The organism is Brevundimonas sp. (assembly GCF_019636155.1).
Taxonomy (GTDB): domain Bacteria; phylum Pseudomonadota; class Alphaproteobacteria; order Caulobacterales; family Caulobacteraceae; genus Brevundimonas.
In genome coordinates this window covers 1-25,925 of record NZ_JAHBYB010000003.1, presented here as the reverse complement: position 1 = coordinate 25,925, position 25,925 = coordinate 1, and the positions used below count along the sequence as shown (strand labels likewise).

The following is a 25,925-nucleotide window of genomic DNA, read 5'->3' as shown; positions in this document are numbered from 1 at the left end:
GTGGGCGTCAGCCTCGCCGTTTCGCCTCGATCACATCCCACAGCCGTTCGCCCGCATCGACGCCGGTGAACCGTTTCAGCTGGACCGCCCCCGTGGGCGAGGTGACGTTGATTTCGGTCAGATAGTCGCCGATCACGTCGATGCCGACGAACAGCAGGCCCCGCCGCTTCAGCTCGGGCCCCAGGGCGGCGCAGATCTCTAGGTCGCGGGCGGTCAGTTCGACCGGCTCGGCCACGCCGCCGACGCGCAGGTTGGAGCGAACGGCGCCCTTCATCGGCACCCGGTTGATGGAGCCGACCACCTCGCCGTCGACCAGCAGGATGCGCTTGTCCCCAGCCGAGACAGCCGGGATGAATTTCTGGATCACCAGGGGGTCGCGCGATCCCGTGGCGTGGATTTCGACCAGGGCTTCCAGGTTCGGGTCCTCGGCCTTCAGCCGCACCACCCCCGAGCCCGCCGCCCCGTGCAGGGGCTTCAGCACCACATCGCCGTGCCGCGCGTGGAAATCGCTGAGCGCCACGACGTCCGAGGAGATCAGCGTCGGCGGCTGCAGCCCGGCGAACCGCGTGGCGAACAGTTTTTCCGGCGCCGAACGCACCTCGGCCGGGTCATTTACGACCAGGGTCCGGGGATGCACCGTCTCCAGCAGATAGGTGGCCGTCACATAGGCCATGTCGAACGGCGGATCCTGGCGCATCAGGATCACGTCCACATCCTCGCCCAGGTCCAGTTTCACCTCGTCGCCCAGGGTGACGTGATCGCCGACGACCTCTCTCAGGGTCACCGGACGCGCCCGGCAGAACAGCCGCCCGTCCTCCAGCGCCAGGGTGCGGAAATCATAGACCCACAGGGCGTGCCCGCGTCCCTGGGCCGCCATGGCCAGGAGGAAGGTGGTGTCCCCGTCAATATTGACCGCCTCGATGGGGTCCATCTGGATGGCGACTCTAAGCATGATGTTTGCCCTAACGCGCGCGCCGCGGGCGCTTGCTGCTTGAGGGCGTTTTTCGCCCTAACGCTCACGACGCGGTCGTTCGCTGCTTGAGGGCGTTAGGTGCCTGTGGAGAAGGTCGAGCGCAAGCCCGCTCCTCCCCAGGAGCGCAGGGAACGGGAAAGGACCGACTCAGTTCAGCCTCAGCCGCACCCGTTCATAGGTCTGGGCCCGCCCGGCCTCGGCCGCCAGATCCAGGCCCCGCGCCCGGTCCAGGGCCTGGAGCGCCCCGGCCAGGGCGCCCTGTTTCTCGCGCGCGGCGGCCACGTCCAGCCAGGGCCGGTAATCCTCGGGGTCCAGCAGGGCGCGGCGCAGGGCCGACCGCTCGGCCCCCTCATAGTCGCCGCAGCGGATGGCGCGGCTGAACAACATGTTCTGCAACCGGATCAGGGCCTGGCGGTCACTGACCGGCGCCATCAGCAGGTCCAGCCGGTCCGCCACATGCGGCGTCAGCCCGGCCCGCAGGGCCCGCCGCGTCAGCTCGCTGGGCAGGACCAGCCGGCCCTGGCTGAACGGATCCAGGGCCACCGGCCCGTCGGGCGTCTCGACCCGCACCAGGAAATGGCCCGGGAAATCGACGCCCCGCGCCTCGATCCCCGCCCGGCGTCCGCAATGCAGATAGAAGACCGCCAGAGCCGCCGACAGGCCGCGCCGCCGCTCGGCCACGTCGATCAGGTCGGTGTTGGCGGCGTCCTCGTAATGCATCAGGTCGCCGTTCAGCCGCAGGTCGGCGCCCATGGTCTCGGCCAGGGCGTCGTCCGGCCCTTCGCCGCCGATCCGCTCCTTCAGCCTCTCGACCGCATTGGCCGCCAGGACACGCACCGGCTCGGGATCGCGGAATGGATAGTCATGGATGGCGCAGGCGATCGCCGCCTCCAGCAGGGGAAACCCCCCGTCCTCGGCCTGACCGGCCGCCTCCAGCACCTCGACGGCGTCTTCGCGTGTCATGGACCCCCGCCCCCGCGATCTACCCCAGGCCGCGACGATGGCGCGGAAACCGGCCGGGGGCCAGCGCCACCGTATCCAAACGGATGTCCAGCTCCTGCAAAGCTTTACGTCCCTGCACCACCTGTTGCACGGCGGCCACGAGCCGGGCCGTCTGGGCCGGGGTCACGGCGGTCAGGGCCGCCTCCAGGGTCGCGCGCCGCTTGACCTCGACCACCGCCAGCACCCGGCCGCGCCGCGCCAGGATGTCGATCTCGCCCGCCCGGCTCTTCAGACGGAAGCCCAGGATGCGATAGCCCTTGGCCATCAGCCACAGGGCGGCGATCCATTCGGCCCCGTGGCCCTCGCGCCAGGACCGGCCGCCGCGCGCGATGCGGGACGCCCGGGGCGTCATCCGCGACCCTTCAGGGCCGAACTCTTGAGAGAAAGGGCCCGCTGATACAGGGGTTTGCGCGGCAGGTTCAGCGCCCTGGACACCTCGGCCGCCGCCTCGCCGGGCGGCAGCCGGCCCAGGGCCTCGGCCAGGGCGGCGTCGATCTCCGCCTCGCCCGCCTGTTCCGCCTCGCCGGGGCCGACGACCACGACGATCTCGCCCTTGGGCGCCTGGCAGCGCGGATCGGCCGCCAGGTCCGACAAGGTTCCGCGCACGGCCTCTTCATACAGCTTGGTCAGTTCGCGCGTCACCGCCGCCGACCGGTCGCCCAGAACCTCGGCCATGTCCTTCAGGCTGTCGGCCAGGCGCGGTCCGCTCTCGAAGAAGACCAGGGTCTGGCGGCCGGGCCTGAGGGTTTCCAGCACCGTCTTGCGCGCGGCCGACCTGGGCGGCAGGAAACCCTCGAACAGCACCCGGTCCGCCGGCAGGCCCGCCAGGCATAGGGCGGCCAGCAGGCTGGAGGCGCCGGGAATGGGATGCACCGGCAGGCCCGCCGCGATCACGGCCCGCGCCACCACATAGCCGGGGTCCGACACCAGGGGCGTCCCCGCGTCGCTGACCAGGGCCACCACCTCGCCCGCCGTTATCCGCTCCACCGCCGTCTCGGCCGCGCGGGCCGAGGCGTGGTCGTCGCATCGCTCCAGCCGGGCCTTCAGCCCGTAGGCCGACAGCAGCCTGGTCGTCACCCGCGTGTCCTCGACCAGCACCACATCCGCCGCCGCCAGCACGTCCAGCGCCCGCAGCGTCATGTCGCGCAGGTTCCCGATGGGGGTCGACACAAGATATAGGCCCGGCGTCACCGGGCGCGGCGGCGGAGCAGTCGGCGGAAAAAGCGGACGGTCGGTCATCGATTCATTCCTAGCACGTCACGCCAGCAGCGCCCGCAGCACCCCGTCCAGAACCGGCCGACCCGCATTCGTGGCGACGACGCGGCCGCCCTGAAGCCTCAGGAAGCCGTCCGCGACCAGTTCATCCACCCGCGCCTCCAGCCCCAGCCGCGCCAGCGCCCCCGCCTCGACCCCCTCGACCGTGCGCAGGCCCAGCAGAACCCGCTCCTCGTCCGCCTCGGCCGCCTCCAGCGCGGTCCGCTCGGCCCAGGGGGTTTCCGCCGCGACGCCCGCCACATAGTCGGCGATTCCGCGATGGGCGACGGTGGCCGTGCGCGCGCCGGCCAGGGTCAGCCGCCCGTGGGCGCCCGGCCCGACCCCGACATAGTCGCCGCCGCGCCAGACATGCAGGTTGTGGCTGGAGCGCGCCGCCACGCCCCGCGCATGGTTGGACACCTCATAGGCGTCGAATCCGGCCGCCCCCAGCACCGCCTGAGTCGTCTCATACAGGCCCGCCGCCGCGTCCTCCCCAGGCGGGATCAGGGTCCCGCGCGCCGCTGCCCGCCCGAACGCTGTCGTCGCCTCTATGGTCAGCTGATAGGGCGAGACATGCTCGAACCCCAGGTCCAGAGCGGTCTTCAGCTCGTCCGTCCAGGCCGCCTGGGTCTGGCCGGGCCGCGCATAGATCAGGTCGATCGACAGTCGGTCGAACGCCGCCCGGGCCAAGCCCACGGCCCGGATCGCCTCGGCGGCCGAATGGTTGCGGCCCAACAGTTTCAGACTGGCGTCATCCAGGGCCTGGACTCCCATCGACAGGCGGTTGACCCCCGCCTCGGCCAGAGCCGCGAACCGCCCCGCCTCGGCGTCGGTCGGGTTGGCTTCCAGCGTCGTTTCGATCGGCCCCGCGGCCGCCCACAGGGCCCGCGCCCGGTCGATCACCGCCGCCACCGCCTCGGGCGCCATCAGCGACGGGGTGCCGCCGCCGAAGAAGATCGAGGCCAGGGCGCGCGGCCCCGTCAGCGCCCTCTGCGCCTCCATGTCGGCCAGGATGGCCTGGACCAGTCCCGCCTGCTCCTGGGTCCGCCCCCGGTCGCGCACCACGTTGAAATCGCAATAGGGGCAGATGCGCGCGCAATAGGGCCAGTGGACATAGAGGCCGACCGCTGATCCGGGATCGAGCGTATCAGTCAATCAGCGCCGCCTTCAGCTTGGCGAACGCCAGGGCGCGGTGGCTGAGCCGGTCCTTCAGATCCGGGTCCATCTCGCCAAAGGTCTCGGCCTGGCCGTCCGGGATGAAGATCGGGTCATAGCCGAAACCCCGGTCGCCGCGCGGGGGGAAGGTCAGGCGGCCGTCCACCCGTCCCTGCACCGCCACCACAGGTCCATGGGGCCAGGCCACGGCCAGGGCGCTGGTGAACCAGGCCCTAAGTTCCCCATTGGCGTCGCGGCGGCCCGTCTCCTCGATCCGTTCCTCGACGCGCGCCATGGCCATGGCGAAATCCTTGTCCGGCCCGGCCCAGCGGGCGGAATAGATGCCCGGCGCCCCGTCCAGGGCCGCCACCGACATGCCGCTGTCGTCGGCCAGGGCGACCAGGCCCGAGCGGTCCGCCGCGTGGCGCGCCTTCAGCACCGCATTGCCGACGAAGGTGCTCTCGGTCTCGTCCGGTTCGGGCAGGTCCAGGTCGCCGGCGGTTACGACGTCGTAATTTCCATCCAGCAGGGCCGAGATCTCGCGCGCCTTGCCGGGATTATGGGTCGCCGCGACAAGCCGCATCCCCTTGATAAGTCTCAGAGTCATTCCCGATCAACCGCCTGAAACAGTTCCTTGCCAAAGTTTAATATCGTTAAACGATATGTAACGTGATTTCCGAGAGAGCAAGGCCTATCTATCATCCTCAAGAACGGAGGCCGCGCCGTTCCCTACATTCCGGGCCTAAGGAATGGATGTGCGGCGAACACTCAGGTCGGAGCGAAAAATGACCCCGATCAATCGACGGAGAAACACGATGTATACGATGAACGCCTCGCAACTGATGGACAAGGTCGGCCACGCCTTCGTCAACACCATCCTTCTGGCCGCCCTGCCGACCGCCATGGTCGCCATCCTGGTCCAGGCCTTCTGATCATTCGTCGCCTCGGGGCGGCGGGTCCCATCGGGCCAACGACCGCGACGAAGGAAAATGATCCTGCAGGGCCGATACGCGCGGCCCCAGAAAGAAAGCCTTTTGACCTCATGGGTGAAGACCGCGAAGAATGACACCGCGTGCGGGCCCCACGGCCCCGCGCGGTGATCGTCCGACCCCGAAAGAGGCTGACCTCCATGCGCCTGCCGAAACTGACGCCGCTCGGCATGGCCCTTCGCATCCCCGGGATCCGCACGCTCGGACCGGGTTCGGTGTCCAGTTTTCTGAAGATCGCCCTGGACGTGGCCTTCTGGGTCCTGGCCGTGATCACCGGCGTGCTGATCCTGTTCCTGGTCGCCTCGATCTTCATTCCCATCGATAATTTCAACGTCACTGTCTCGGACAATTCCGGCGGCGGCCGGGCCCTGCCCCTGACGCGCGCCCTGCTGCTGTTCGCCGTGGGCGCATTCGCCGCCTATTTCGGGGGCTTCATGCTGATCGTGCGCAATCTGCGGATGATCTTCCGCACCCTGATCCTCGGCGACCCGTTCCAGCCCGGAAACGTGCGCCGCCTGCGCCAGATCGGCCTGATCCTGACTGTCGTCACCGGCGGGGTCTGGGTCGCCCAGGGCCTGGTCGCCTCGCGCCTGGCCCCCGGGGTCATGGAGACCCAGGGGCTGGGCGACCTGCTGACCCCCGGCTTTTCCGTCCTGATCGTCCTGGTCCTGGCCGAGGTGTTCCGCGAGGGCGCCCGTCTGCGGCGCGAAGCGGAGCTGACCATATGAGCACCCGCCGGATCGGCGCTGTCCGTCCTGCCCGTTCGCCCCGCGACGCGGCCGGATCGCGCCTTTCCGATCGACAGCGCCCGGAGTAGAGACCCGTCATGGCCATTCGCGTCCAGCTCGACCGCATGCTTGTCCAGCGCCGCATGTCGCTGACGGAGCTGGCCGACCGAGTCGGGGTCACCGTGGCCAATCTGTCGATCCTCAAGACCGGCAAGGCGCGGGCCATCCGTTTCTCGACCCTGGACGCCCTGTGCCGGGAACTTGACTGCCAGCCGGGCGACCTGCTGGTCCATGCGCCCGGACCGGCCGATCCGGCCGAGGACGAGGCCGGCGCCCCGGACGCCTGATGGCCCGGCGCGGGCCCCCGCCCCTGAGCGACGACGACCGCCGGCTGTGGGCCCGGGTGTCCGGAACCGTCACCCCGTCCCGGCGACGCCGCGCGCCCCTGGCCGAGGCGACGGCCCAGGATCCGGACGCCCCCGCCCCGAAAGCCGCGCCCAAGAGCCAGACCAAGGGTCGACCGGCCCCTGTCGTTGCGCCCCCCGCCATCACCCGCCCGGCGCCCGTCCGCGCCCCTGTCCGGGCGCCGGACCTTCTGGAACCGCGCCGTCAGCGCCGCCTGTCGCGCGAGCGTGATCCGATAGAGGCGCGGCTGGACCTGCACGGCTATGGCCGGTTCGAGGCCGAGGACGTCCTGCGCGCCTTCCTGCTGTCGTGCCATGCGCGGGGCCTGCGCGCCGTCCTGGTCATCACCGGCCAGGGCCGGCGGGGCGGCGGGGTGATCCGCGCCTCCTTCGAGGACTGGCTGCACGCCCCAGCCCTGCGCGGGGTGGTGGCCGGTTTCGCCTCGGCGCACCGGCGGCACGGCGGCGCCGGCGCCGTCTATGTGACGCTGAAGCGGAAAACCTAATCCAGGGCGCAGATGTCCGGCAGGCCGCGCAGGCCGCCGGCGTGGTCCAAGCCATAGCCGACCAGGAAGCGGTTCGGCGCCTCCCAGCCGACGAAGTCCGGCTCGGGCGCGCGGGGCAGGGGCCAGGGCTTGCGGGCGAAGACCACGGTCAGGACCCGGGCCGCGCCCTGGTCGCGCGCGATCCGCACCGCCTCAGCCAGGGACAGGCCGGTGTCGAACACATCGTCGACGATCAGGACGGTGCGGCCTTCGATCGGCCGCTGGAAGCCGGCGCGGACCTCGATCTCGCCCCGGCTCTTCTGTTCGTCGCCATAGGAGGCCAGCCACAGGGCGTCGAACCGAACATGGCGGCCGACGCGCGACAGGGCGCGGGTCAGGTCGGCCGCGAACCACAGGCCGCCGGTCAGCAGCACCGCCGCCACCGTCTCGTCGTCGATGACCGGGGCGATGCGCGCGGCCAGATCGGCGACGATGCGCTGGATCTCGGCCTCGGGCAGGAGGACGGCGGGGGTGGGATCAGCCATGATGTGCGGGCGATACCGCTTCCACCGGGGCGCTGTCGAGCGGCATGGCCTCCAGCGGCGCCTCGATCAGGCCGGAACCGGCGTCGCTCATCGCCGGCCTCAGCCCCACGGCGGCGGCCGGCAGGGCGCGCGGCGCCGCGGCGGAGGCCGGCGAAGGGGCCCGGGCCTCGCCCTGGGGGCGCCGGTCGGCGGCGGCCTGGGGCGGGACCAGGACGAAATCGACCCCCACCCCCGTCGCCTTGCCGCCGGGATCGGGTATCCGGACGGCGAAGCCCTGGACCCGGCCGGGCAGGACCGGGGCGGCCTCTATCGCCACGACCCGGTGGCCCAGTTCGACCCCATGGGCGTCCAGCAGGGCGACCCGGACCGGGGGGGCGACGATCTCGCGGTCACGCACGTTCCGCAGGGCGCCCGAGACCAGGACCAGGGACGGATCGTCGGTCATGGCGCGCGCGCCCACCGCCTCGAACTCCAGCCCGGTCGGATTCACCCGCGCGCCGACGGCGGCGTAGACGCTGGCCGCGCGCGGATACAGGTCGACCACATCGACGCGGAAGATCCAGGCGGTTCCCAGGATGGCGACGAAGATGCCCGCCAATCCGGCCCAGGCGGCGCCGTGGGTGGCGGCGCGGCGCAGGCGGCGCTGCTGCTCGGCCCGGGCGCGGAAGGCGCGGGGCAGTTCCGGCGCCGGTGTCTCGGCCAGGGTTTCGGACGATTCGGTTGCGGCGACCGGGGGAGGCGCGGGGTCCGGCCGGGGCGTGAAGCCCGGCTCCCCGGACCGGCCCAGTTCCAGAGGTTCTTCGGAAACGGCCTTCCAGACCTCGCCGCAGGCCTGGCAGCGAACCTTGCGGCCCATGGGGCCGATCGCCTCGTCGGGGGTGAAATAGCTGGTGGCGCAGGCGGGGCAGGTCAGTATCATGGCGTCTGACTGCGAGGCGAAGCCGCCCCCTCCCGTGCGGCGCGCATGGCCCCGCTGACCTAACCGAACCCCAGATGCCCGAACCCCGCCGCGCCGCGCCCGCCGCCTCGTCCGTGACCGCCCGACTGGACGGCGTGGGATTCGGCTATGCGGAGGCTCCGGGCGTGCTCCGGGACGTTAACCTCACTTTGCCGCGCGGCTCTTTCCACTTCCTTACCGGCCCGTCCGGCGCGGGAAAGTCGACCCTGCTGAAACTCCTGACCCTGGCCGAGCGGCCCAGCCAGGGGCGAATCACCCTGTTCGGCCAGGATGCGACGACCGCGCCGCGCCGCGCGCTGCCCGCCTTTCGCCGCCGCATCGGGGCGGTGTTCCAGGATTTCCGCCTGCTGGATCATCTCAGCGTCTTCGACAACGCCGCCCTGCCGTTGCGCCTGGCCGGCGGGCGGCCCGCCAACCATGCGGCCGATGTCGAGGAGATGCTGCGCTGGGTCGGGCTGGACCGACGGATGGACGCCCGGCCGACCGCCCTGTCCGGGGGCGAGAAACAGCGTCTGGCCATCGCCCGCGCGGTGCTGAACCGGCCCGAGCTGATCGTCGCCGACGAGCCGACCGGCAGCGTCGACCGCGCCATGGCCGAACGCCTGCTGCGCCTGTTCCAGGCCCTGAACCGCCAGGGGGTGACCCTGCTGATCGCCAGCCACGACGAGGCCCTGGCGGCCCGTTCGGGCGCGACGGTCCTGCGCCTGGCCGGCGGCCGGCTGGAGGCGGCGTGATGGCGGGGCGTCGGCGCGATGGCCTTCTGCCCCGAGACGCGGCGGGCGAGCCCTGGCTGGCGGCGGTCATCGCCGCCCTGTGTTTCCTGGCCGCCCTGGCGGCGGTCGGAGGATCGGCGGCCGACCGGGCGGCCCACGGCTGGGCCGGACGGCTGCGGGCCGAGGTCACGGTCCTGGTCCGGCCGCGGGCGGGCGAGACCGGCCCCACCGCCGCCGCCCGCGCGGCGGAGGTCCTGTCGGGCCTGGACGGGGTGGCCGAGGCCGAGGCCCTGGACCGCAAGGCCGCCGAGGCCCTGCTGCGGCCCTGGCTCGGCGAGGCCATCCTGCCGGACCTGACCATCCCCATGCTGGTGACCGTCCGGCTCCAGTCCGACGCCCCGGCCAGCGCCCCGACCCTGGCCCGCGCCCTGGCCCAGGCGGGGCTGGATGCAACGGTTGACGACCACACCCAGTGGCGCGGCGAGGTGAAGCGCGCGGCCGCCCTGATCACCGCCCTGGCGGCGGCGGCCTTCCTGCTGGTCGCCGGGGCGGCCGGGGCGGCCGTGATCTATGCTACCCGCGCGGGCCTGGCCGCCAACCGGGCGGTGGTCGAGACCCTGAGCCTGAACGGCGCCTCCGACGGAGCCATCGCCGGCCTGTTCATGCGCCGCTACGGCCTTCTGGCCGCCGCCTCGGGCGCCGTGGGTGCGGGGACGGCGGCGGTCCTGGTCGCCGGTCTGCGGCTGCTGGGGGGCGATGAGGGACTGACCCCCGCCCTGCCGGTCGCCTGGCGCGACCTGATCCTGCTCTCGCCCCTGCCGCTGATCGCCGCTACGGTGGCGCTTGCGGCCGCGCGAGTCGCGGTCATCGGCGACTTGGCCCGCCGTGGGCCCGGCGATAGGAAGGACGGATGAAATTCCTCGCCCTGATCGGCATCCTGGCCCTGATGTGGCTGGTCGGCCTGTTCGTCTTCGCCGAACGGGTGCGCGGCTTCACGCCCGCCGACGAACCGGCGCGGGCCGACGCCATCGTGGCCCTGACCGGCCCCTCGGCCGAGCGGGTCAACGCCGCCATGCGCCTGCTGGAACAGGGCAAGGGCCGCCGGCTGCTGATCTCGGGCGTCAACCGCGAGGTGCGGCGCCAGGAACTGCGCGCCCTGGTCCCCGGTTCGGCCCGGCTGTTCAACTGTTGCGTCGATCTGGGGTTCGAGGCCGAGACCACCAACGGCAACGCCCATGAGATCGCCGCCTGGGCCCGCGCCAAGGGCTATGACAGCCTGATCGTCGTGACTTCCGACTATCATATGCCGCGCAGCCTGATCGAGATCCGCTCGGCCGCGCCGGGGGTGACCCTGACGCCCTATGCCGTCTCCACCCCCGCCCTGGACAATAGCCGCTGGTGGCGGGCCGCCGTCACCGCCCGGCGGATGACGCTGGAATACATGAAATATCTCGCCGTCCTGGGACGCGAGGGGGTGCGCCGCCTGACCGGCGGGTCGATCGACGCCCAGCCGGCCATCGAGGCGGCGGCCGGCAAGGCGGGGGTCCGCGCCGCATCGTGACCGTGATCCGCTCCCTGATCTTCACCCTGTGGCTCTATCTGTCGATGCCCCTGTTCGCGGTGGGCCTGTCGCCGGCCCTGCTGATGCCGCACCGGCCGGCCATGGGGGTCATCAAGCTGTGGGCCCGGTTCGTCCTGTTCGGCCTGCGCTGGATCGCCGGAGTGCGGGTCGAGGTGCGCGGCCTGGAGCATCGACCGTCGGGCCCGGCCCTGATCGCCGGCAAGCACCAGGGCATGCTGGACGTCGTCGCCCCCTTCGCCATGCTGGACGACCCCTGTTTCGTTCTGAAGAAGGAGCTGATGCCCCTGCCCTTCTTCGGCTGGTTCGCCTGGAAGACGCGGATGATCGCCGTGGACCGCTCGGCCCACTCCAAGGCGCTGAAGTCCATGGTGCGACAGGCCCGCGATCGTCACGCCGAGGGCCGCCAGATCCTGATCTTCCCCGAGGGCACCCGCACCGCCCCGGGCGCGCGGCCGGACTACAAGCCGGGCATCGCGGCCCTGTATCGCGACCTGGACAGCCCCTGCTGGCCCCTGGCGACCAATTCCGGCCAGCACTGGCCCGCCCACGGCTTCATGCGCCGGCCGGGGGTGGTGGTGTTCCAGTTCCTGCCGCCCATTCCCGCCGGGCTGAAACGGGCCGAGTTCATGGATCAGCTGGAAAGCCGGCTGGAGGCCGCCTCGACCGCCCTGCTGAAGGCCTGAGCCCGCGAGGCGCGGGCCGTTTCAGGCGATCATCACCGTGCCCAGCAGCAGCCGCGCCCCCGCCCGCCCCAGGACGCGGTCGGTCGCCGCCTGAAGCTGGCGCGCCAGGGCGTCGATGTCCGGCGGGGCGCCGGGCAGCAGGACCCGAGCGGTCTGCTGGCACACCTCGGCATAGGCGGCGCGCAGGCGCGGCCCCGACTGTTCGGCGCGGGCGCGAAGGGCGGCGTCGGCGACATCCACCCCCGTCTCCACCGAAAAGACGCCGCGCTGGCCGGTCGGCCGAATGATGGTGGCCGTCACGGTCGGAAAGCGGACATAGCTGTTGGCCGAGGCCGAGCCGCCCCCGCCCGAGGTCTTGCGCGCGGCGGGTTTCGACAGGCCGATGAGACTGCGGCGATCCATGCCGCCAGTATGGCTCCATCGACTTAAGAGCCCGTTACGTCCTATAGAAAGACGCTGAATTCGCTGCGCTTCAGGTCGATATAGACCCGTTTGAACAGCCTCAGGATGTCCAGGCCGATCAGCATGGCGGGCTGATCCTGCAGCCCCCACAGGCCGAAGGTGTGGAAGTCGCCCACCGCGACCGGCAGGTTGGTCACGTCGATCCCGGCGAATCCCAGCTCCCGCAACAGCATGGGCTGGGCCGAGGTGACCTCTCCGGTCGGGCTATGGATCTGAACCCGCGTCGAACCGTTGGCCAGCTGGATCGGCAGGCAACGGGCGGCGCGCGCCGCGGCGGTGTTCAACAGGGTGCCCTCGGCGCCGGAATCGATAATGGCCGTGGTCGGGGTCGATCCGGCCCGCGCCGTTATGGCCAGCAGGTTGCCGAACCGCCGCTCGCCAGGCGCCACCATCTGACCGGTCTCGCCCAGGCCGTGGGTGAAGCTGCGGGCCGGCGGGGCGGAACGGCCGATGCGAATCCGCTGGCTTCCGGCGAAGCTGAGCACGATCCGGCTTTCCGCCAGCAGATCGCACCCCAGAAGCCCGTCCAGCCCCCCGATCGCGGCGCGCTGTCCGATGGCCATGCGGACGTTCGCGGCCTCCAGGGCGCCGCTGTGCACGGTGGCGGCGCGCACCGTGGGCACGACCTCGCGTCCCACCAGTGTATGGATGCCGATCAGTCCCATCGACTCCAGCCCCAGCCGCTGGGCCAGGTCCGCGGCCAGGACCGAGGCGTTGGCCGCCGTGTCGACCAGGAACTGGAACGGCCCGTGGCCGTCGATCCGCACCGGAACGGTCGCCCGCCCCGCGCTCACCCCCTGAGAGCTGAAGGAGTCCTGCGCCCACGCGCCCGATCCGCTCGCCGCCCCCGCCAGGGCCGCCGCGCCGCCGATCAGGGTCCGGCGCGAAACTCTGTCCAATCTCACCATGCGGGGGGATTGAGCCTTCGATGGCGGCGGTTGGCAAGCGGACTCGTCCGAGGGGATATAAGGATATCCTTATATGTTCATTGAACGGCCGGCGACGGACGGCTATAGGGGCGCCCGACCGAACCGATTGCGGCCGAGGAGCCGAACCCATGACCGACTATATCGTGCGCGACATCGCCCTGGCCGACTTCGGCAAGAAGGAAATCGCCATCGCCGAGACCGAGATGCCGGGCCTGATGGCCGTGCGCGCCGAATACGGCCCGTCCCAGCCGCTGAAGGGCGCCCGCATCGCCGGTTCCCTGCACATGACCATCCAGACGGCGGTGCTGATCCAGACGCTGGAAGCCCTGGGGGCCGAGGTGCGCTGGGCCTCGTGCAACATCTTCTCGACCCAGGACCACGCCGCGGCCGCCATCGCCGCCGCGGGAACCCCGGTCTTCGCCGTCAAGGGCGAGACCCTGGAGGAATACTGGGACTACGCCCACAAGATCTTTGAATGGGCGGATGGCGGCTATCCGAACCTGATCCTGGACGACGGCGGCGACGCCACCCTGCTGTGCGTGCTGGGGCCCAAGGCCGAAAAGGACGCCAGCGTCCTGGACGACCCGCAGAACGAGGAAGAGGAAGCCCTCTTCAAGGTCATGAAGCGGTATCTAGCCGAAAAGCCTGGCTTCTATTCCGCCATCCGCGACGCCATCGGCGGCGTGTCGGAAGAGACGACCACCGGCGTCCACCGCCTGTACCAGATGGCCGAGCGGGGCGAGCTGCCCTTCCCCGCCATCAACGTCAACGACAGCGTGACCAAGTCCAAGTTCGACAATCTGTACGGCTGCCGGGAATCGCTGGTCGACGCCATCCGTCGCGGCACCGACGTCATGCTGTCGGGCAAGGTGGCCGTGGTCTGCGGCTATGGCGACGTGGGCAAGGGTTCGGCCGCATCCCTGCGCCAGGGCGGCGCCCGGGTGATCGTGACCGAGATCGACCCCATCTGCGCCCTCCAGGCGGCGATGGAAGGCTATGAGGTCCAGGTGCTGGAAGACGTGGCGGACAAGGCCGACATCTTCGTCACCGCCACCGGCAACAAGGATGTGATCCGCGTCGACCACATGCGGGCGATGAAGAACAACGCCATCGTCTGCAACATCGGCCACTTCGACAGCGAAATTCAGGTCGCCGGGCTGAAGAATTTCAAGTGGGACGAGATCAAGCCCCAGGTCCACCACATCGAATTCCCGGACGGCAAGAAGATCATCCTGCTGTCCGAAGGCCGTCTGGTGAACCTGGGCAACGCCACGGGCCACCCGTCGTTCGTGATGAGCGCGTCCTTCACCAACCAGACCCTGGCCCAGATCGAACTGTGGACCAACGCCAGGGCCTATGAGCGGCAGGTCTACACCCTGCCCAAACACCTGGACGAGAAGGTCGCCTTCCTGCACCTGGCCAAGCTGGGCGCGAAACTGACCGAACTGAAATCGGACCAGGCCGCCTATATCGGCGTGCCCCAGGCCGGGCCGTTCAAGCCCGACCACTACCGCTACTGACCGGGCGACGTAGGCGCGGTCAGTCCAGCGGCCGCGCCTCTTCCGGCAGCATGATCGGCACGCCGTCGCGGATCGGATAGGCCAGGCGGGCGCCCTTGGACACCAGTTCGTTGGTCTGGCGGTCCCAGGTCAGGGGTCCGCGCGTGACCGGGCAGACCAGGGTCTCCAGCAGGCGCGGATCGACCGTGGCGGGGGTGTTGAAGGCGTCGCTCATGGGTCTTCCCTCTATTGCAGGGGCGCGTCCTCGTCATCCCCGGCGGCGTCGATCCGCAGCAGGGCTGTCAGCACCTCGGCGCGATCGGGCACGGCCGGGGCCTCCAGAAGCGCCTGTTTCTCGGGCGGCTCGAACGGCAGGGCCATGGACAGGCTGTTGACCAGGGCCTCCATCGGCGCCCCCTCGGCCGTCTCCCAGTCGATGTCCAGGCCGCGCGATTCCAGATAGGGCCGCAGGGCCCCCAGCAGGGGTTCCCGATCGAACCCGGCGTCCAGGTCGGGCGCCGTCAGGTCGGTCTCGAACGCCTCATAGCGGGCCCGCACCTGGCGATAGGGCGCCTGTCCGGGCAGTTCCGCCTCGACCGCGAACCGGCTGACGCCCGTCAATGTGATCAGATAGCGGCCGTCCGAGGTCTCGGCGAAACTGGTGATGCGTCCGGCGCAGCCCACCCTGGCCAGGCCGGGCTGGGCGGGAAGGCCGCCCGATGGCTGGATCATGCCGATGATCCGGTCTCCGGCCATGGCGTCGTCGACCATGTTCAGATAGCGCGGCTCGAAGATGTTCAGGGGCAGCTGGCCGCGCGGCAGCACCAGCACCCCGGCCAGGGGGAAGACCGGGATCACCTGGGGCAGGTCCGACGGTTTCACATAACCCTGGGCCAAACGCGCGGGCTCCTCAGGAAAAGAGGATCGAAGACAGGCGTCGCCGGCCGTCGCGGGCGATGTCGCTGGCGCCGCCGGCGGCCTCGAACACCGTCAACAGTTGCTTGCGCGCGGCCTGGTCGCTCCATTCCCGGTCTGCGGCGACGATGGCCAGAAGACTGTCCGCCGCCCCCTTCAGGTCGCCCGCCGCCGCCTGGGCCTGGGCCAGGTCGAACCGGGCCTGGTGATCATTGGGGTCCGCCTGCAGCCGCGCTTCCAGGGCAGCCGTCTCGCCCGCGGGGGCCGAGGCCGCCAGGGCCAGCTGGGCCCGCAGGCTGACCACCGCCGGCTCCTTGGAGTCGGCCGGGGCCATGGCGATGGTCTGGCGCGCCTGGTCCGCGTCGCCGCCCGCCAGATAGACGCGCGCCATGCCGGCGATCGCCTGCTCGTTCTCGGGCTCGATCGACAGCACATGGGCGAAGGCCTGGGCCGCCCCGCCGAAATCGCCCAGCCCCAGGGATTCCTCGCCCAGGCTCAACAGTTGCTCGACATCCGAATTGACACCGGCGCCGCCGGTCAGCTTGTCGATGAAGGCCTTGATCTGGCTTTCCGGCACCGCGCCCTGGAAGCCATCAACCGGCTGGCCGTCGACGAAGGCATAGACGGTCGGGATCGACTGGACCCGCAGCTGGCCCGCATAGGCCGGGTTCTTGTCGACATCGATCTTGACCAGCTTGACCGCCCCTTGCGCCGCGCGCACGGCCTTCTCCAGCATGGGCGTCAGTTGGCGGCAGGGGCCGCACCAGGTGGCCCAGAAATCGACGATGACCGGCTGGGTCTTGGACGCCTCCATCACATCGGCCATGAAGCCGGCGTCCGAACCCTCCTTGATCAGGTCGGCGGGCGGGCTGGTCGGATCGGCGAAGGTCATGGGGTCTCCTGTCGGATGGGATCAACGCGGCAGGCGACAGATGGTCCCGCCCCCGCCGCAACTCAAGCGCTCATGGCCTCGAAGTCCACCACCAGGGGCTCGCGATCCAGGGCGGCCATAACCTGGCGGAAGGCGGCCTGGTCCAGGGCGGTGGTCGCGGTGTTCACCAGGGGGTGGAAGTTGACGATCTCCGCCTCCCAAAGGCGGCGGTCCAGGACGAAGGTCACGCGCCGATCCAGGTCGTTGATCAGGCCCAGGGCCGTGACTGATCCCGGCCGCACCCCCAGCACCGCCCACATCAGGGCCTCATTGCCGAACGACAGCCGGTCCGAGCCGATAACCGGGGGCGCCCGCTTCAGGTCGATGACCGTGTCCTGACGCGCCGAGATCAGCCACAGCCGGCCCTTCTTGTCCTTCAGGAACAGGTTCTTGGTGTGGGCGCCGGGCATGGCGGCCTTCAGGTCGAGCCCCTCCTCGACGCGGAAGACGGCCGGATGGTCGCGGGTGGCATGGGCGATCCCCCGCTCGGCCATCCAGGCCAGCAGGCGGTCGCGGTCATAGGCGGGTGTCGGTTCGGGTTCGGCTTCGGGCGGGGGCGTGTCGGTCATCGGGCTTTGACGCAGGCGAGGCGGCGGGGATAGGGAGGATGTTCCCAAGTCGATACCGCCCGGAGCGCCCCGTTGGAACTGGAATGCTATCCGATGACGTCCCAGCCGCCGGACTTGGTTCCCGGCCGGCAGTCGCGCAACTGGATGGACGCCTTCGCCAGCCGGCACCCCTATCGCTGCCTGCCGCTGAGCATGGCCAACACCACGGGCTGGGAGATCCTGTGCCCCTACGGTTTCCAGGCCGAATGGAACGGCGGGCCCAGCCAGGACGACATCGTCATCACCCCCGACCGGCCGGTTCCGGACCTTAAGGCTTTCGTGGTCTCGCACTTCTCGCGCGGGGTGCTGACCATGCATCCCCAGTATCTGTTCCGCACCCCGCCGGGCTGGGGCCTCCTGGCCGCGGGATCGCCCAATCACATGAAGGACGGCATCCAGCCCCTGGTCGGGCTGACGGAGACGGACTGGCTGCCCTTCCCCTTCACCATGAACTGGCTCTTCACCCGGCCGGGACGGATTCGTTTCGACAAGGGGGAACCCTTCTGTTTCATCACCCCGATCGAGCATCGCAAGGTCGAGGGATTCCAGCCGGTTATCCGATCGCTGGAGTCGAACCCCGTCATGCACGGCCAGTTCGAGGCCTGGAACCGCCAGCGCACCGATTTCAACAAGCGGCTGGCCGGCGGCGATCCCGACGCGGCCAAGGAAGCCTGGCAACGATTCTATTTCAAGGGCGAACTGCCCGAGGACATGGGCGCCGCGCCGGACACCCACGTCAACAAGCGCCGGCTGAAGTCGCCCCGCGTCGGATGAGCATAGGCCGCCAGCCCCGGGGCCGCAGCCCGGAGCTGACGCAGTCGGGTCACATGCCGCGCGGCACGCGTCCGCCCAGGTTCTCGATCACCTCGCGCGCGTCGAAGGCGTTGCGGTCGCCGGCGGGCTTGGGCCCGCGGCCCATCACCACCTCGGCCGAGGCCTCGTAGCGGTCGATGCGATGGATATCCATGTCGCGGTCCCAGAACGGGTCCCAGCGGCTCCAGTATCCGCCGCGATAGAAGCGCCAGTAGGGGCTCCAGTATGGGCCGTAGCGGGCCGAGAAGGGGCTGGGGGTGACGCTGTATCGGGTGTCGCGCTCGGTCGCGCGATTGACCGTGGCGAACCAGTCCTGGCCGTTCTGCACCGTCAGTTCGGCGGCGCGCAGCAGCAGGGACATCTCCACCTGCTCGCGCGAGGTGACCGAGTTGCCGGCGAAGGTGACCAGGTAGCGGCCGGCGTCCAGCCGCTGTTCGGCATAGCCGTAGCGGCTGCCCATTCCGGCGGGTTGATAGGGGGTGGCGGTGGCGCAGGCGGTCAGGGCCGTGGCGGCCACGGCCAGCGCCAGGGCGGGGCGGACGAAGCGTTTCATACGTGCCTCCTGTGATGGGGCCGGTTTAGTGATCGTGACCTGAACGGCGCCTGAAAGACACGGTTCCACGAAGAATAAGCCCCTATAATCTCGATGCAATCAAGGCTGCGGCCAGAAGCAGCAGGGCGCCCGACGCCAGGCCGAATCCGCGCCGGAACCCAGGCCGCGCCAGGGCCGCAGACAGGGCGGCCCCGCCCAGGCCATAGGCGCTCATGGCCAGGCCGTCCATCAGCGCCACGGCCAGGGCGAACAGGATCAGTTGCGGGCCCAGCGGCCGCGCCCCGTCCACGAAGGGCGGCAGGACGGCGGTGAAGAACAGGACCGCCTTGGGATTGGCGATCTGCACGGCGAACCCGTCCAGAAGGGCGCCGCGCCGACGTGGCGCGGACGGCAGAACCGGCTCGGCCGCCCCGGTCTCCGGTTGCAACGCCCGCAGGATGGCCGACAGGCCCAGCCAGGCGACGTAGAGAGCCCCGACGACCGCGATCAGCCAGAAAACCTGTGGTAAGGCCGCGACCAGGGCGCCAAGGCCCAGGGCCGCCGCCCCGAACCAGACCAGGGTGGCGGCGTTCATCCCGACCACGGCCGTCAGGGCCGCCGCCCGGCCGCGCCCGGCCCCCGTCGCCACGGCGAACAGATTGGCCGGCCCCGGCGTCACTGCCATCACCGCCATGACGCCGAGGAAGGCCAGATAGAGGTGGGGGTCGACCGGCGCGTTCAACGCCCGCGTTCGTCGCGCCGCGCCAGAACCCGCAGGCGCAGGGCGTTCAGCTTGATGAAGCCCTCGGCGTCGCGGTGGTCATAGGCCTGGACGCCCTCCTCGAAGGTCACCAGGTCCTGGTCGTACAGGCTGTCGGGGCTTTCGCGGCCGATCACCGTCGCATTGCCCTTGTACAGCTTGACCCGAACGCTCCCGTTGACCCGTTGCTGGCTATGGTCGATGGCCGCCTGCAGCATCTCGCGTTCGGGCGCGAACCAGAAGCCGTTGTAGATCAGGTGGGCGTAGCGGACGGCCAACTCGTCCTTCAGATGCATGGCCCCACCGTCCAGGGTGATGGACTCCATCCCCCGGCGGGCGGCCAGCAGGATGGTCCCGCCCGGCGTCTCATAGACCCCGCGCGACTTCATGCCGACGAAACGGTTCTCCACCAGGTCCAGCCGGCCGATCCCGTTGTCATGACCCAGCCGGTTCAGCTCGGTCAGCAGGGTCGCGGGTGACAGGCGTTTGCCGTCGATGGAGACCGGATCGCCCTTCTCGAAGCCGATCTCGATAACCGCGGCCTTGTCGGGGGCGTCCTCGGGGCTGATGGTCCGCTGATGCACGAATTCGGGCGCCTCGACCGCCGGGTCCTCCAGCACCTTGCCTTCCGACGAGGAGTGCAGAAGGTTGGCGTCGACGCTGAACGGCGCCTCGCCGCGCTTGTCCTTGGATATCGGGATCTGGTGCTTTTCGGCGAAGTCCAGCAAGGCTTCACGAGACCGGAATTCCCACTCCCTCCACGGGGCGATGACGCGGATGTCCGGCTCCAGGGCGTAATAGCCCAGCTCGAACCGCACCTGGTCGTTGCCCTTGCCCGTGGCGCCGTGACAGACGGCGTCGGCGCCCATCTGGCGCGCGATCTCGATCTGGCGCTTGGCGATCAGGGGCCGGGCGATCGAGGTGCCCAGCAGATACTGGCCCTCATAGACCGCATTGGCCCGGAACATCGGGAAGACATAGTCCCGCACGAATTCCTCGCGCAGGTCGTCGATGAAGATGTTTTCGGGCTTGATGCCCAGCTTCAGCGCCTTCTCCTTGGCCGGCGCCAGTTCCTCGCCCTGGCCCAGGTCGGCGGTGAAGGTGATGACCTCCGCGCCGTATTCGGTCTGGAGCCATTTCAGGATGATCGAGGTGTCCAGCCCGCCGGAATAGGCGAGGACGACTTTCTTCGGGGCGGGTTTCGACACGGTCGGGCTCCTTGATCGAACGCGGGGAGGCGTTCCGCGCGCTTAAAGGGCCAGACGCCCCCTTATGCAAGGGCCGGAATGGGGCGAAGCCCGCCTCAGCTCCGCATCAGCCGCCGGCACAGGTCGTCCAGCTGCTCCAGGCTGGAATAGACGATGGTCAGCTCGCCCTTGCCGCCCCGGTCGGTCAGGGCGACCCGCAGGCCCAGGGCGTCGGACAGGTCCTGTTCCAGGGCGGCGATGTCGGCGCCGCCTTCGGGCCGGCGCGCCTTGGTTTTGGCGGTTTTCGGACCTTCGGCCGAACGCCGGGCCAGGGCCTCGGCCTGACGCACATTCAGCCCGTCCTTCAGCACCGCCTCGGCCAGGGCCGACGGATCGCGGGCGGTGATCAGGGCGCGGGCGTGACCGGCCGACAGCCGGCCTTGCGACACATGTTCCAGCACATCTTCAGGCAGTTGCAGCAGCCGCAGGGTGTTGGCCACATGGCTGCGGCTCTTGCCCACCACCCCGGCCAGGGCGTCCTGGGTGCGGCCGAACCGCTCCATCAGCAGTCCATAGGCCTGGGCCTCCTCGACCGGGTTCAGGTCGGCGCGCTGGACGTTCTCGATGATGGCGACTTCCAGAACCTCGCGGTCGTCCATCTCGCGCACGACGATGGGCACGCTGGTCAGGCGCGCGCCCTGGGCGGCCCGCCAGCGGCGTTCGCCGGCGATGATCTGCCAGACGCCGTCCTCGCCCGGCTGGGGCCGGACCAGGATGGGTTGCAGCACCCCCTTGTCGCGGATCGAAGCGGTCAGCTCCTCAAGCTCTTCGCGGGCGAAGGCCTTGCGCGGCTGATCGGGGTTGGGTTTCAGGCTCTCGATCGGAACCGTCTGCACGCCCGCGGGGGCCGCAGCCCCGCTCTCGGCCGCCACCGGCTCGCCCAGCAGGGCCGACAGACCGCGCCCCAGACCTCTTTGACGTTCAGACACTTGCATGATTCCGTTTCATTCAGGCCGCGCGGCGCAGCCGCTCTCGCGCCACCACTTCGCGCGCCAGTCTCAGATAGGCCTGGCTGCCCGCACACTTCAGATCATAGATCAGGGCCGGCTTGCCGAACGAGGGCGCCTCGCTGACCCGCACGTTCCGGGGAATGACGGCGTCATAGACCTTGTCGCCGAAATGGCTGCGCACATCGTTTGCGACCTGGCCCGACAGGGCGTTGCGGCGGTCGTACATGGTCAGGACCAGCCCCTGGATCTCCAGCGCCGGGTTCAGGCTCTGGCGCACCATGTCGATGGTCCGCATCAGCTGGCTGAGGCCCTCCAGGGCGAAGAACTCGCATTGCAGCGGCACCAGCACCGCATCGGCCGCCGCCATGGCGTTCAGCGTCAGCAGGTTCAGCGACGGCGGACAGTCGATCAGCACATAGTCATACCCGGTCTGACCCCCGCCGGTCGCCGCCAGGGCGTCACGCAGCCGATAGGAGCGCCGATCCGCCTGGCTCAGTTCGATCTCGACGCCCGACATGTCGGCGTCGGCCGGCACGATGGACAGACCCGGTACGGCCGTCTCGACCGCCGCCTCGGCGATGGACCGGCCGTCCACCACCACATCATAGATGGTCACCCGACGTGTTTCACGTGGAACACCCAGGCCGGTCGAGGCATTGCCCTGGGGGTCCATATCCACGATCAGCACCCGTTCGCCGATGGCCGCCAGGGCGGTGCCCAGATTGATGGCCGTGGTGGTCTTGCCCACCCCGCCCTTCTGGTTCGACACGGCCAGCACCCGCATGGGCCTAGATTCAGCGGACACGTTGCAGACTCCCGATGCTGACGATCCGACCCCGCGCATCGCTGAGCGACGGCCGGACCTCAGCCTCGAAACGCCAGGATTTCCGCGCCTCGGTCAACTCCGACTCGGCTTTCTCTCCCTTGAGAAACAGGCCTTTTGCACCGCGATCGAAATAGGGCTGTGCATAAGCGAGCAGGACGGTCATGGCGGCCACGGCGCGGGCGGTGACGATCTGGACCGTCACATCCTGATCCTCGGCCCGGCCCCAGATCACGGTCGCCGGCAGGGCCAGTTCATCAACCACCGACTGAAGAAACCTGCAGCGCTTGTTCAAACTGTCGATCAGCCAGACATGGGCGCCCGGCCGCCCCTTCAACAGTATGGACAGGACCAGGCCTGGGAACCCCGCCCCCGCCCCCAGATCGGCCCAGGTCAGGGCGTCGGGCGCGTGGTCCAGCAGCTGGGCGCTGTCCAGCACATGCCGGTTCCAATAGTCGGGCAGGCTGGCCGGGCCGACCAGGTTCATCTGGGCATTGGCCGTTTCCAGCCTTTGGCGGAAGATCTCCAGGTCAGCCAGAACGGCGTCGGAAACCCCGGTGCGGGCCTGGAACCCCGCCGCATCCAGAAAGGCGGCTTCGGTCATCAGGCCGCGACGCGCCCGCGCTTCACATGACCCATCAGGGCCGTCAGGGCGCCCGGCGTCATTCCTTCGATCCGGTTGGCCTGGCCCAAGGTGCGCGGGCGGATCATGATCAGCTTCTCACGCAGCTCATGCGACAGGCCGGCGATGGCGGCATAGTCGATATCGCCGGGCAGGATCAGGTCCTCTTCACGCGACAGGGCGGCGATGTCGGCGGCCTGGCGGTCCAGGTAGCCGGCGTATCCCGCCTCGATCTCGACCTGCTCGCGCACCGTCGCGCTCCAGGTCGCAATGACCGGCTGAACCGCCTCGAACCGCGACAGGTCCACGTTCGGATAGGCCAGGAGGTCGCGGATCGAACGGCGCTGGCCGTCATTGTTGACGGCGATGCCCAGCGCTTGCGCCTCGCGCGGCGTGAATCGGGTCTCACGCACCACTGCGCCCGCTCCCGCCAGCGCCTGGGCCTTGGCCTGCCAGGCTTCGCGACGCCCGGCCCCAACCAGGCCGACCTGGACGCCCAGGGGGGTCAGCCGCTGGTCCGCATTGTCGGCCCTCAGCGTCAGCCGGTATTCGGCCCGGCTGGTGAACATGCGGTAAGGCTCGGTCACGCCGCGTGTGACCAGGTCGTCGATCATCACCCCGATATAGGCCTGGTCCCGTCCCAGGATCAGCGGATCGCCGTCGCCCGCCAAACGCGCGGCATTGGCCCCCGCGATCAACCCTTGGGCGCCCGCCTCTTCATAGCCGGTGGTGCCATTGATCTGGCCCGCCAGCCACAGGCCGGGCATCCGCTTGACCTCCAGCGCGGGAGTCAATTCGCGCGGATCGACATAGTCGTATTCGATGGCGTAGCCGAAGCGGAACACCTCGACGGTCTCCAGGCCCGGAATGGTGCGCAGGAATTCCATCTGCGTCGCCTCGCCGACCGAGGTGGAGATGCCGTTCGGATAGACAGTGGGGTCATCCAGCCCCTCTGGCTCCAGGAAGATCTGGTGGCTGGTCTTGTCGGCGAAGCGCACCACCTTGTCCTCGATCGACGGACAATAGCGCGGGCCCCGGCCCGACAGCTTGCCGCCATAGACGGCGCTTTCACCCAGGCGCTCGGCGATGATGCGGTGGGTGGCCTCGGTCGTATGGGTGACGCCACAGGCGATCTGGGGCACGTCGATCCGGTCGGTCAGGAAGCTGAAGGGCACGGGCTGGTCGTCCGCCGCCTGCATTTCCAGCCGGTCCCAGGCGATGGTGCGCCCGTCCAGCCGCGCCGGGGTGCCGGTCTTCAGCCGCCCCATCATCAGGCCGGTTCCATACAGGTCCGCCGCCAGGCCGGTGGAGGGGGCGTCCCCTTCCCGACCGGCCGCCCGGCGTTCGTCTCCACGATGGATGACGCCGTTCAGGAAGGTGCCGGTGGTCAGCACCACAGCCCCGGCCGCCAAGCGCCGTCCGTCGGCCAGTTCGACACCCGCGATCCGGCCGCCGTCGCGGACCAAGGCCTCGGCCATGCCCTCGACCAGGGTCAGATTGGGGGTGGCCGCCATCTCGGCCTGCATGGCTTCGCGATACAGTTTCCGGTCGATCTGGCTGCGCGGGCCGCGCACGGCGGCGCCCTTTGACCGATTCAGCAGGCGGAACTGGATGCCCGCCCGGTCGGCCAGACGCCCCATGACGCCGTCCAGGGCGTCGATCTCGCGCACCAGATGGCCCTTGCCCAGGCCGCCGATGGCGGGGTTGCAGCTCATCTCGCCGATGGTCGACAGCTTCTGTGTCAGCAGGGCCGTGCGGGCGCCCAGGCGCGCCGAGGCCGCCGCGGCCTCACAGCCCGCGTGTCCGCCGCCGATGACGATGACGTCGAAAGAACTCATGGCGCGCACATAGGCGAAATGGCGCTCAAACACCACCTGAGCCGCTGTTTCACGTGAAACATCACTTGCCGATACAGAAGCTGGCGAAGACCTCGCCCAGAATCTCCTCGACCCCGATCTCGCCCGTCACCCGGGCCAGGGCCTCATTGGCGCGGCGCAGATCGTCGCCTGCCATCTCCGGCGCACGGTCCAGTTGGGCGCGGGCCGCGCGGACGGCGACTAGGGCCTCGTCCAGCCGCCGTCGGTGGCGTTCCTGGGTCACGGCCGGGAAGTCGGCGCCGGACAGGTCTCGGGCCAGGCGCGCGGCGATCCAGTCGTGCAGACGGTCAAGGCCCTGTCCCGTCGTGGTGCTGAGGCTCAGCGTCTCATGTCCCGCGACCTCGGGCCCCGCACCCAGATCGGCTTTGGTCAAAACCACCAGATCGTCGGGCTGCGCATAATCGGCGGCCACGCCCGGCGCATCGCCCGGCGCCCGCACCCACAGGCGCAGGTCCGCATCCTGAGCCCGCGCCCGTGCGCGGCGCACCCCCTCGGCCTCGACCGGATCGTCGCTGTCGCGCAGGCCGGCGGTGTCGGACAAGGTCACCGCGTATCCGCCGATGACCAGTTCGGCGTCCAGCACATCGCGGGTGGTCCCCGCGATGGGTGTGACGATGGCGGCCTCGCGCGCCGCCAGGGCGTTGAACAGGGACGACTTGCCCGCGTTGGTCTCGCCGATCAGGACGATGCGATAGCCGTCCCGCACCCGCTCGCCCCGCCGGGCGTCGGACAGCGCCGCCTCCAGTCGCGCGATCAGCCCGTCCAGCACCGGTCCGGCCGAGCGGGCCAGATTGTCGGGCGTCTCTTCATCGGGAAAATCTATCTCGGCCTCGACCAGGGCCAGGGCGCGGAGCAGATCGGCGCGGAACCCGGCATAGACATCCGACAGGGCGCCGCCCAGCTGGCCCAGAGCCTGGCGTGCCTGGCCTAGTGTCTCGGCGTCGATCAGATCGGCCACCGCCTCGGCCTGGGCCAGGTCCATGCGGCCGTTCTGGAACGCGCGCTGAGTGAACTCGCCCGGATCGGCCGGCCGCAGGCCCAGGTCCAGAAGCGCACGACTGGCCGCCTCGACAACAGCCCGTCCGCCGTGCAGTTGCAGCTCGGCGCAGTCCTCGCCCGTATAGGAGGCCGGGGCGGGGAACCACAGGACCAGCCCCTGATCGATGTGATCGCCGCCATGTGCGAGGTCGCGCAGCATGGCCAGGCGCGGCTTGAGCCGGCCGACGCCCAGGGCCGCCAGCGTCCTTTCCGTGTCCGGCCCCGAGATGCGTATGACCGCGATCGCCCCCCGGCCAGGGGGCGTGGCCAGGGCGAAAATGGTGTCGCTCATGACGATCCTCCCCCATCGGGGGAGGGGGACCATCCACAGGATGGTGGAGGGGGCCTGACCCGAGCGTCGGTGTCCGGGGCTGGCCCCCCCCCCCCCCCCCCCGGCCCCCCCCCCCCCCCGCGGGGGGGGGGGGGGGCCCCCCCCCCCCCCCGCCCC

Annotated in this window: 31 protein-coding genes; 9 read left to right on the top strand and 22 right to left on the bottom strand. The window is 70.1% G+C overall.

What is annotated here, in order from left to right; genetic code table 11:
* Positions 1 to 7: 7 nt before the first annotated feature.
* The 6 genes from gshB to KF910_RS03970 all read right to left on the bottom strand — a co-directional run bounded on the left by gshB (position 8) and on the right by KF910_RS03970 (position 4,991).
* Positions 8 to 955, bottom strand: coding sequence for a glutathione synthase (gshB, locus tag KF910_RS03995; protein WP_292259444.1), 948 nt, complete (start codon positions 953 to 955; stop codon positions 8 to 10).
* Between the two features lie 165 nt (positions 956 to 1,120).
* On the bottom strand, positions 1,121 to 1,936 hold the full coding sequence (locus KF910_RS03990; RefSeq protein WP_292258930.1) for a SirB1 family protein: 816 nt from the start codon (positions 1,934 to 1,936) through the stop codon (positions 1,121 to 1,123).
* 19 nt (positions 1,937 to 1,955) lie between these two features.
* Positions 1,956 to 2,327, bottom strand: a complete 372-nt coding sequence (locus KF910_RS03985; RefSeq protein WP_292258928.1) for a YraN family protein — start codon at positions 2,325 to 2,327, stop codon at positions 1,956 to 1,958.
* Complete coding sequence (gene rsmI / locus KF910_RS03980; protein ID WP_292258926.1) at positions 2,324 to 3,214, bottom strand: 16S rRNA (cytidine(1402)-2'-O)-methyltransferase; 891 nt, start codon at positions 3,212 to 3,214, stop codon at positions 2,324 to 2,326. Before rsmI ends, KF910_RS03985 begins: the two co-directional genes overlap by 4 nt.
* An 18-nt stretch (positions 3,215 to 3,232) precedes the next feature.
* A complete protein-coding gene (gene hemW / locus KF910_RS03975; RefSeq protein ID WP_292258924.1) occupies positions 3,233 to 4,384 on the bottom strand; it encodes a radical SAM family heme chaperone HemW in 1,152 nt (383 codons plus the stop codon).
* Positions 4,377 to 4,991: a non-canonical purine NTP pyrophosphatase gene (locus KF910_RS03970; RefSeq protein ID WP_292258922.1), complete on the bottom strand. Its 615-nt coding sequence runs from the start codon at positions 4,989 to 4,991 to the stop codon at positions 4,377 to 4,379. Before KF910_RS03970 ends, hemW begins: the two co-directional genes overlap by 8 nt.
* Positions 4,992 to 5,513: 522 nt before the next feature.
* Here KF910_RS03970 and KF910_RS03965 point away from each other — a divergent pair.
* The 3 genes from KF910_RS03965 (at position 5,514) to KF910_RS03955 (ending at position 7,011) form a co-directional block, all read left to right on the top strand.
* Positions 5,514 to 6,101, top strand: coding sequence for a DUF2975 domain-containing protein (locus tag KF910_RS03965; RefSeq protein WP_292258921.1), 588 nt, complete (start codon positions 5,514 to 5,516; stop codon positions 6,099 to 6,101).
* A 98-nt stretch (positions 6,102 to 6,199) separates the two neighbouring features.
* A complete protein-coding gene (locus KF910_RS03960; RefSeq protein WP_292258919.1) occupies positions 6,200 to 6,448 on the top strand; it encodes a helix-turn-helix domain-containing protein in 249 nt (82 codons plus the stop codon).
* Positions 6,448 to 7,011, top strand: a complete 564-nt coding sequence (locus KF910_RS03955) for a Smr/MutS family protein (RefSeq protein ID WP_292258917.1) — start codon at positions 6,448 to 6,450, stop codon at positions 7,009 to 7,011. The genes KF910_RS03960 and KF910_RS03955 overlap by 1 nt, the downstream gene beginning before the upstream one ends.
* Here KF910_RS03955 and KF910_RS03950 read toward each other — a convergent pair.
* Positions 7,008 to 7,535, bottom strand: coding sequence for a phosphoribosyltransferase (locus tag KF910_RS03950; protein WP_292258915.1), 528 nt, complete (start codon positions 7,533 to 7,535; stop codon positions 7,008 to 7,010). The genes KF910_RS03955 and KF910_RS03950 overlap by 4 nt on opposite strands.
* Positions 7,528 to 8,454, bottom strand: coding sequence for an MJ0042-type zinc finger domain-containing protein (locus KF910_RS03945; protein ID WP_292258913.1), 927 nt, complete (start codon positions 8,452 to 8,454; stop codon positions 7,528 to 7,530). The genes KF910_RS03950 and KF910_RS03945 overlap by 8 nt, the downstream gene beginning before the upstream one ends.
* Positions 8,455 to 8,528: 74 nt before the next feature.
* Between KF910_RS03945 and KF910_RS03940 the strand changes: the two genes are divergently transcribed.
* Genes KF910_RS03940 through KF910_RS03925 form a run of 4 tightly spaced genes read left to right on the top strand, consistent with a single transcriptional unit; the run spans position 8,529 to position 11,471 of the window.
* Positions 8,529 to 9,227, top strand: a complete 699-nt coding sequence (locus tag KF910_RS03940; protein ID WP_292258911.1) for a cell division ATP-binding protein FtsE — start codon at positions 8,529 to 8,531, stop codon at positions 9,225 to 9,227.
* A complete protein-coding gene (locus KF910_RS03935) occupies positions 9,227 to 10,120 on the top strand; it encodes a cell division protein FtsX (RefSeq protein WP_292258909.1) in 894 nt (297 codons plus the stop codon). Before KF910_RS03940 ends, KF910_RS03935 begins: the two co-directional genes overlap by 1 nt.
* Positions 10,117 to 10,767, top strand: a complete 651-nt coding sequence (locus KF910_RS03930) for a YdcF family protein (protein WP_292258907.1) — start codon at positions 10,117 to 10,119, stop codon at positions 10,765 to 10,767. The genes KF910_RS03935 and KF910_RS03930 overlap by 4 nt, the downstream gene beginning before the upstream one ends.
* The gene (locus tag KF910_RS03925; protein WP_292258905.1) at positions 10,764 to 11,471 is read left to right on the top strand and encodes a lysophospholipid acyltransferase family protein; all 708 of its coding nucleotides are present in this window, start codon (positions 10,764 to 10,766) and stop codon (positions 11,469 to 11,471) included. Before KF910_RS03930 ends, KF910_RS03925 begins: the two co-directional genes overlap by 4 nt.
* A gap of 21 nt (positions 11,472 to 11,492) precedes the next feature.
* On the opposite strand, the gene KF910_RS03920 is transcribed toward KF910_RS03925, so the two are convergent.
* Both KF910_RS03920 and KF910_RS03915 read right to left on the bottom strand, forming a co-directional pair.
* Positions 11,493 to 11,873 (bottom strand): Tat pathway signal protein, encoded by a 381-nt coding sequence (locus tag KF910_RS03920; RefSeq protein ID WP_292258903.1) that lies wholly within the window; start codon positions 11,871 to 11,873, stop codon positions 11,493 to 11,495.
* Positions 11,874 to 11,914: 41 nt separating this feature from the next.
* Complete coding sequence (locus tag KF910_RS03915; RefSeq protein WP_292258901.1) at positions 11,915 to 12,832, bottom strand: aspartyl protease family protein; 918 nt, start codon at positions 12,830 to 12,832, stop codon at positions 11,915 to 11,917.
* Between the two features lie 158 nt (positions 12,833 to 12,990).
* On the opposite strand from KF910_RS03915, the gene ahcY reads away from it, so the two are divergent.
* Positions 12,991 to 14,382: an adenosylhomocysteinase gene (ahcY, locus tag KF910_RS03910; RefSeq protein WP_292258899.1), complete on the top strand. Its 1,392-nt coding sequence runs from the start codon at positions 12,991 to 12,993 to the stop codon at positions 14,380 to 14,382.
* 19 nt (positions 14,383 to 14,401) lie between these two features.
* Here the strand turns inward: ahcY and KF910_RS03905 are convergent, their stop codons facing one another.
* The 4 genes from KF910_RS03905 to KF910_RS03890 all read right to left on the bottom strand — a co-directional run bounded on the left by KF910_RS03905 (position 14,402) and on the right by KF910_RS03890 (position 16,776).
* The gene (locus KF910_RS03905; RefSeq protein WP_292258898.1) at positions 14,402 to 14,596 is read right to left on the bottom strand and encodes a Trm112 family protein; all 195 of its coding nucleotides are present in this window, start codon (positions 14,594 to 14,596) and stop codon (positions 14,402 to 14,404) included.
* An 11-nt stretch (positions 14,597 to 14,607) separates the two neighbouring features.
* Entirely contained in the window at positions 14,608 to 15,258 is a 651-nt protein-coding gene (locus tag KF910_RS03900; RefSeq protein WP_292258896.1) for an LON peptidase substrate-binding domain-containing protein, read from the bottom strand.
* A gap of 13 nt (positions 15,259 to 15,271) precedes the next feature.
* A complete protein-coding gene (trxA, locus tag KF910_RS03895; protein WP_292258894.1) occupies positions 15,272 to 16,168 on the bottom strand; it encodes a thioredoxin in 897 nt (298 codons plus the stop codon).
* Between the two features lie 62 nt (positions 16,169 to 16,230).
* On the bottom strand, positions 16,231 to 16,776 hold the full coding sequence (locus KF910_RS03890; RefSeq protein ID WP_416354679.1) for a prolyl-tRNA synthetase associated domain-containing protein: 546 nt from the start codon (positions 16,774 to 16,776) through the stop codon (positions 16,231 to 16,233).
* 72 nt (positions 16,777 to 16,848) lie between these two features.
* Between KF910_RS03890 and KF910_RS03885 the strand changes: the two genes are divergently transcribed.
* Positions 16,849 to 17,589, top strand: a complete 741-nt coding sequence (locus KF910_RS03885) for a DUF6065 family protein (protein ID WP_292258892.1) — start codon at positions 16,849 to 16,851, stop codon at positions 17,587 to 17,589.
* A gap of 49 nt (positions 17,590 to 17,638) precedes the next feature.
* Here KF910_RS03885 and KF910_RS03880 read toward each other — a convergent pair whose 3' ends face one another.
* The 8 genes from KF910_RS03880 to mnmE form a co-directional block, all read right to left on the bottom strand.
* Entirely contained in the window at positions 17,639 to 18,181 is a 543-nt protein-coding gene (locus KF910_RS03880; RefSeq protein WP_292258890.1) for a CC0125/CC1285 family lipoprotein, read from the bottom strand.
* An 82-nt stretch (positions 18,182 to 18,263) separates the two neighbouring features.
* Positions 18,264 to 18,902: a LysE family translocator gene (locus tag KF910_RS03875; protein WP_292258889.1), complete on the bottom strand. Its 639-nt coding sequence runs from the start codon at positions 18,900 to 18,902 to the stop codon at positions 18,264 to 18,266.
* Positions 18,899 to 20,128, bottom strand: a complete 1,230-nt coding sequence (locus KF910_RS03870; protein WP_292258888.1) for an argininosuccinate synthase — start codon at positions 20,126 to 20,128, stop codon at positions 18,899 to 18,901. Before KF910_RS03870 ends, KF910_RS03875 begins: the two co-directional genes overlap by 4 nt.
* 95 nt (positions 20,129 to 20,223) lie before the next feature.
* Positions 20,224 to 21,096 carry a ParB/RepB/Spo0J family partition protein gene (locus KF910_RS03865; protein WP_292259441.1) on the bottom strand — a complete coding sequence of 291 codons (873 nt, stop codon included), beginning with the start codon at positions 21,094 to 21,096 and terminating at the stop codon, positions 20,224 to 20,226.
* A gap of 19 nt (positions 21,097 to 21,115) precedes the next feature.
* Positions 21,116 to 21,901, bottom strand: coding sequence for a ParA family protein (locus tag KF910_RS03860; protein WP_416354682.1), 786 nt, complete (start codon positions 21,899 to 21,901; stop codon positions 21,116 to 21,118).
* A 10-nt stretch (positions 21,902 to 21,911) separates the two neighbouring features.
* Complete coding sequence (gene rsmG / locus KF910_RS03855) at positions 21,912 to 22,544, bottom strand: 16S rRNA (guanine(527)-N(7))-methyltransferase RsmG (protein WP_292258885.1); 633 nt, start codon at positions 22,542 to 22,544, stop codon at positions 21,912 to 21,914.
* Complete coding sequence (gene mnmG, locus KF910_RS03850) at positions 22,544 to 24,400, bottom strand: tRNA uridine-5-carboxymethylaminomethyl(34) synthesis enzyme MnmG (protein WP_292259439.1); 1,857 nt, start codon at positions 24,398 to 24,400, stop codon at positions 22,544 to 22,546. The genes rsmG and mnmG overlap by 1 nt, the downstream gene beginning before the upstream one ends.
* 61 nt (positions 24,401 to 24,461) lie before the next feature.
* Positions 24,462 to 25,769 (bottom strand): tRNA uridine-5-carboxymethylaminomethyl(34) synthesis GTPase MnmE, encoded by a 1,308-nt coding sequence (gene mnmE, locus KF910_RS03845; RefSeq protein ID WP_292258884.1) that lies wholly within the window; start codon positions 25,767 to 25,769, stop codon positions 24,462 to 24,464.
* Positions 25,770 to 25,925 lie beyond the last annotated feature (156 nt).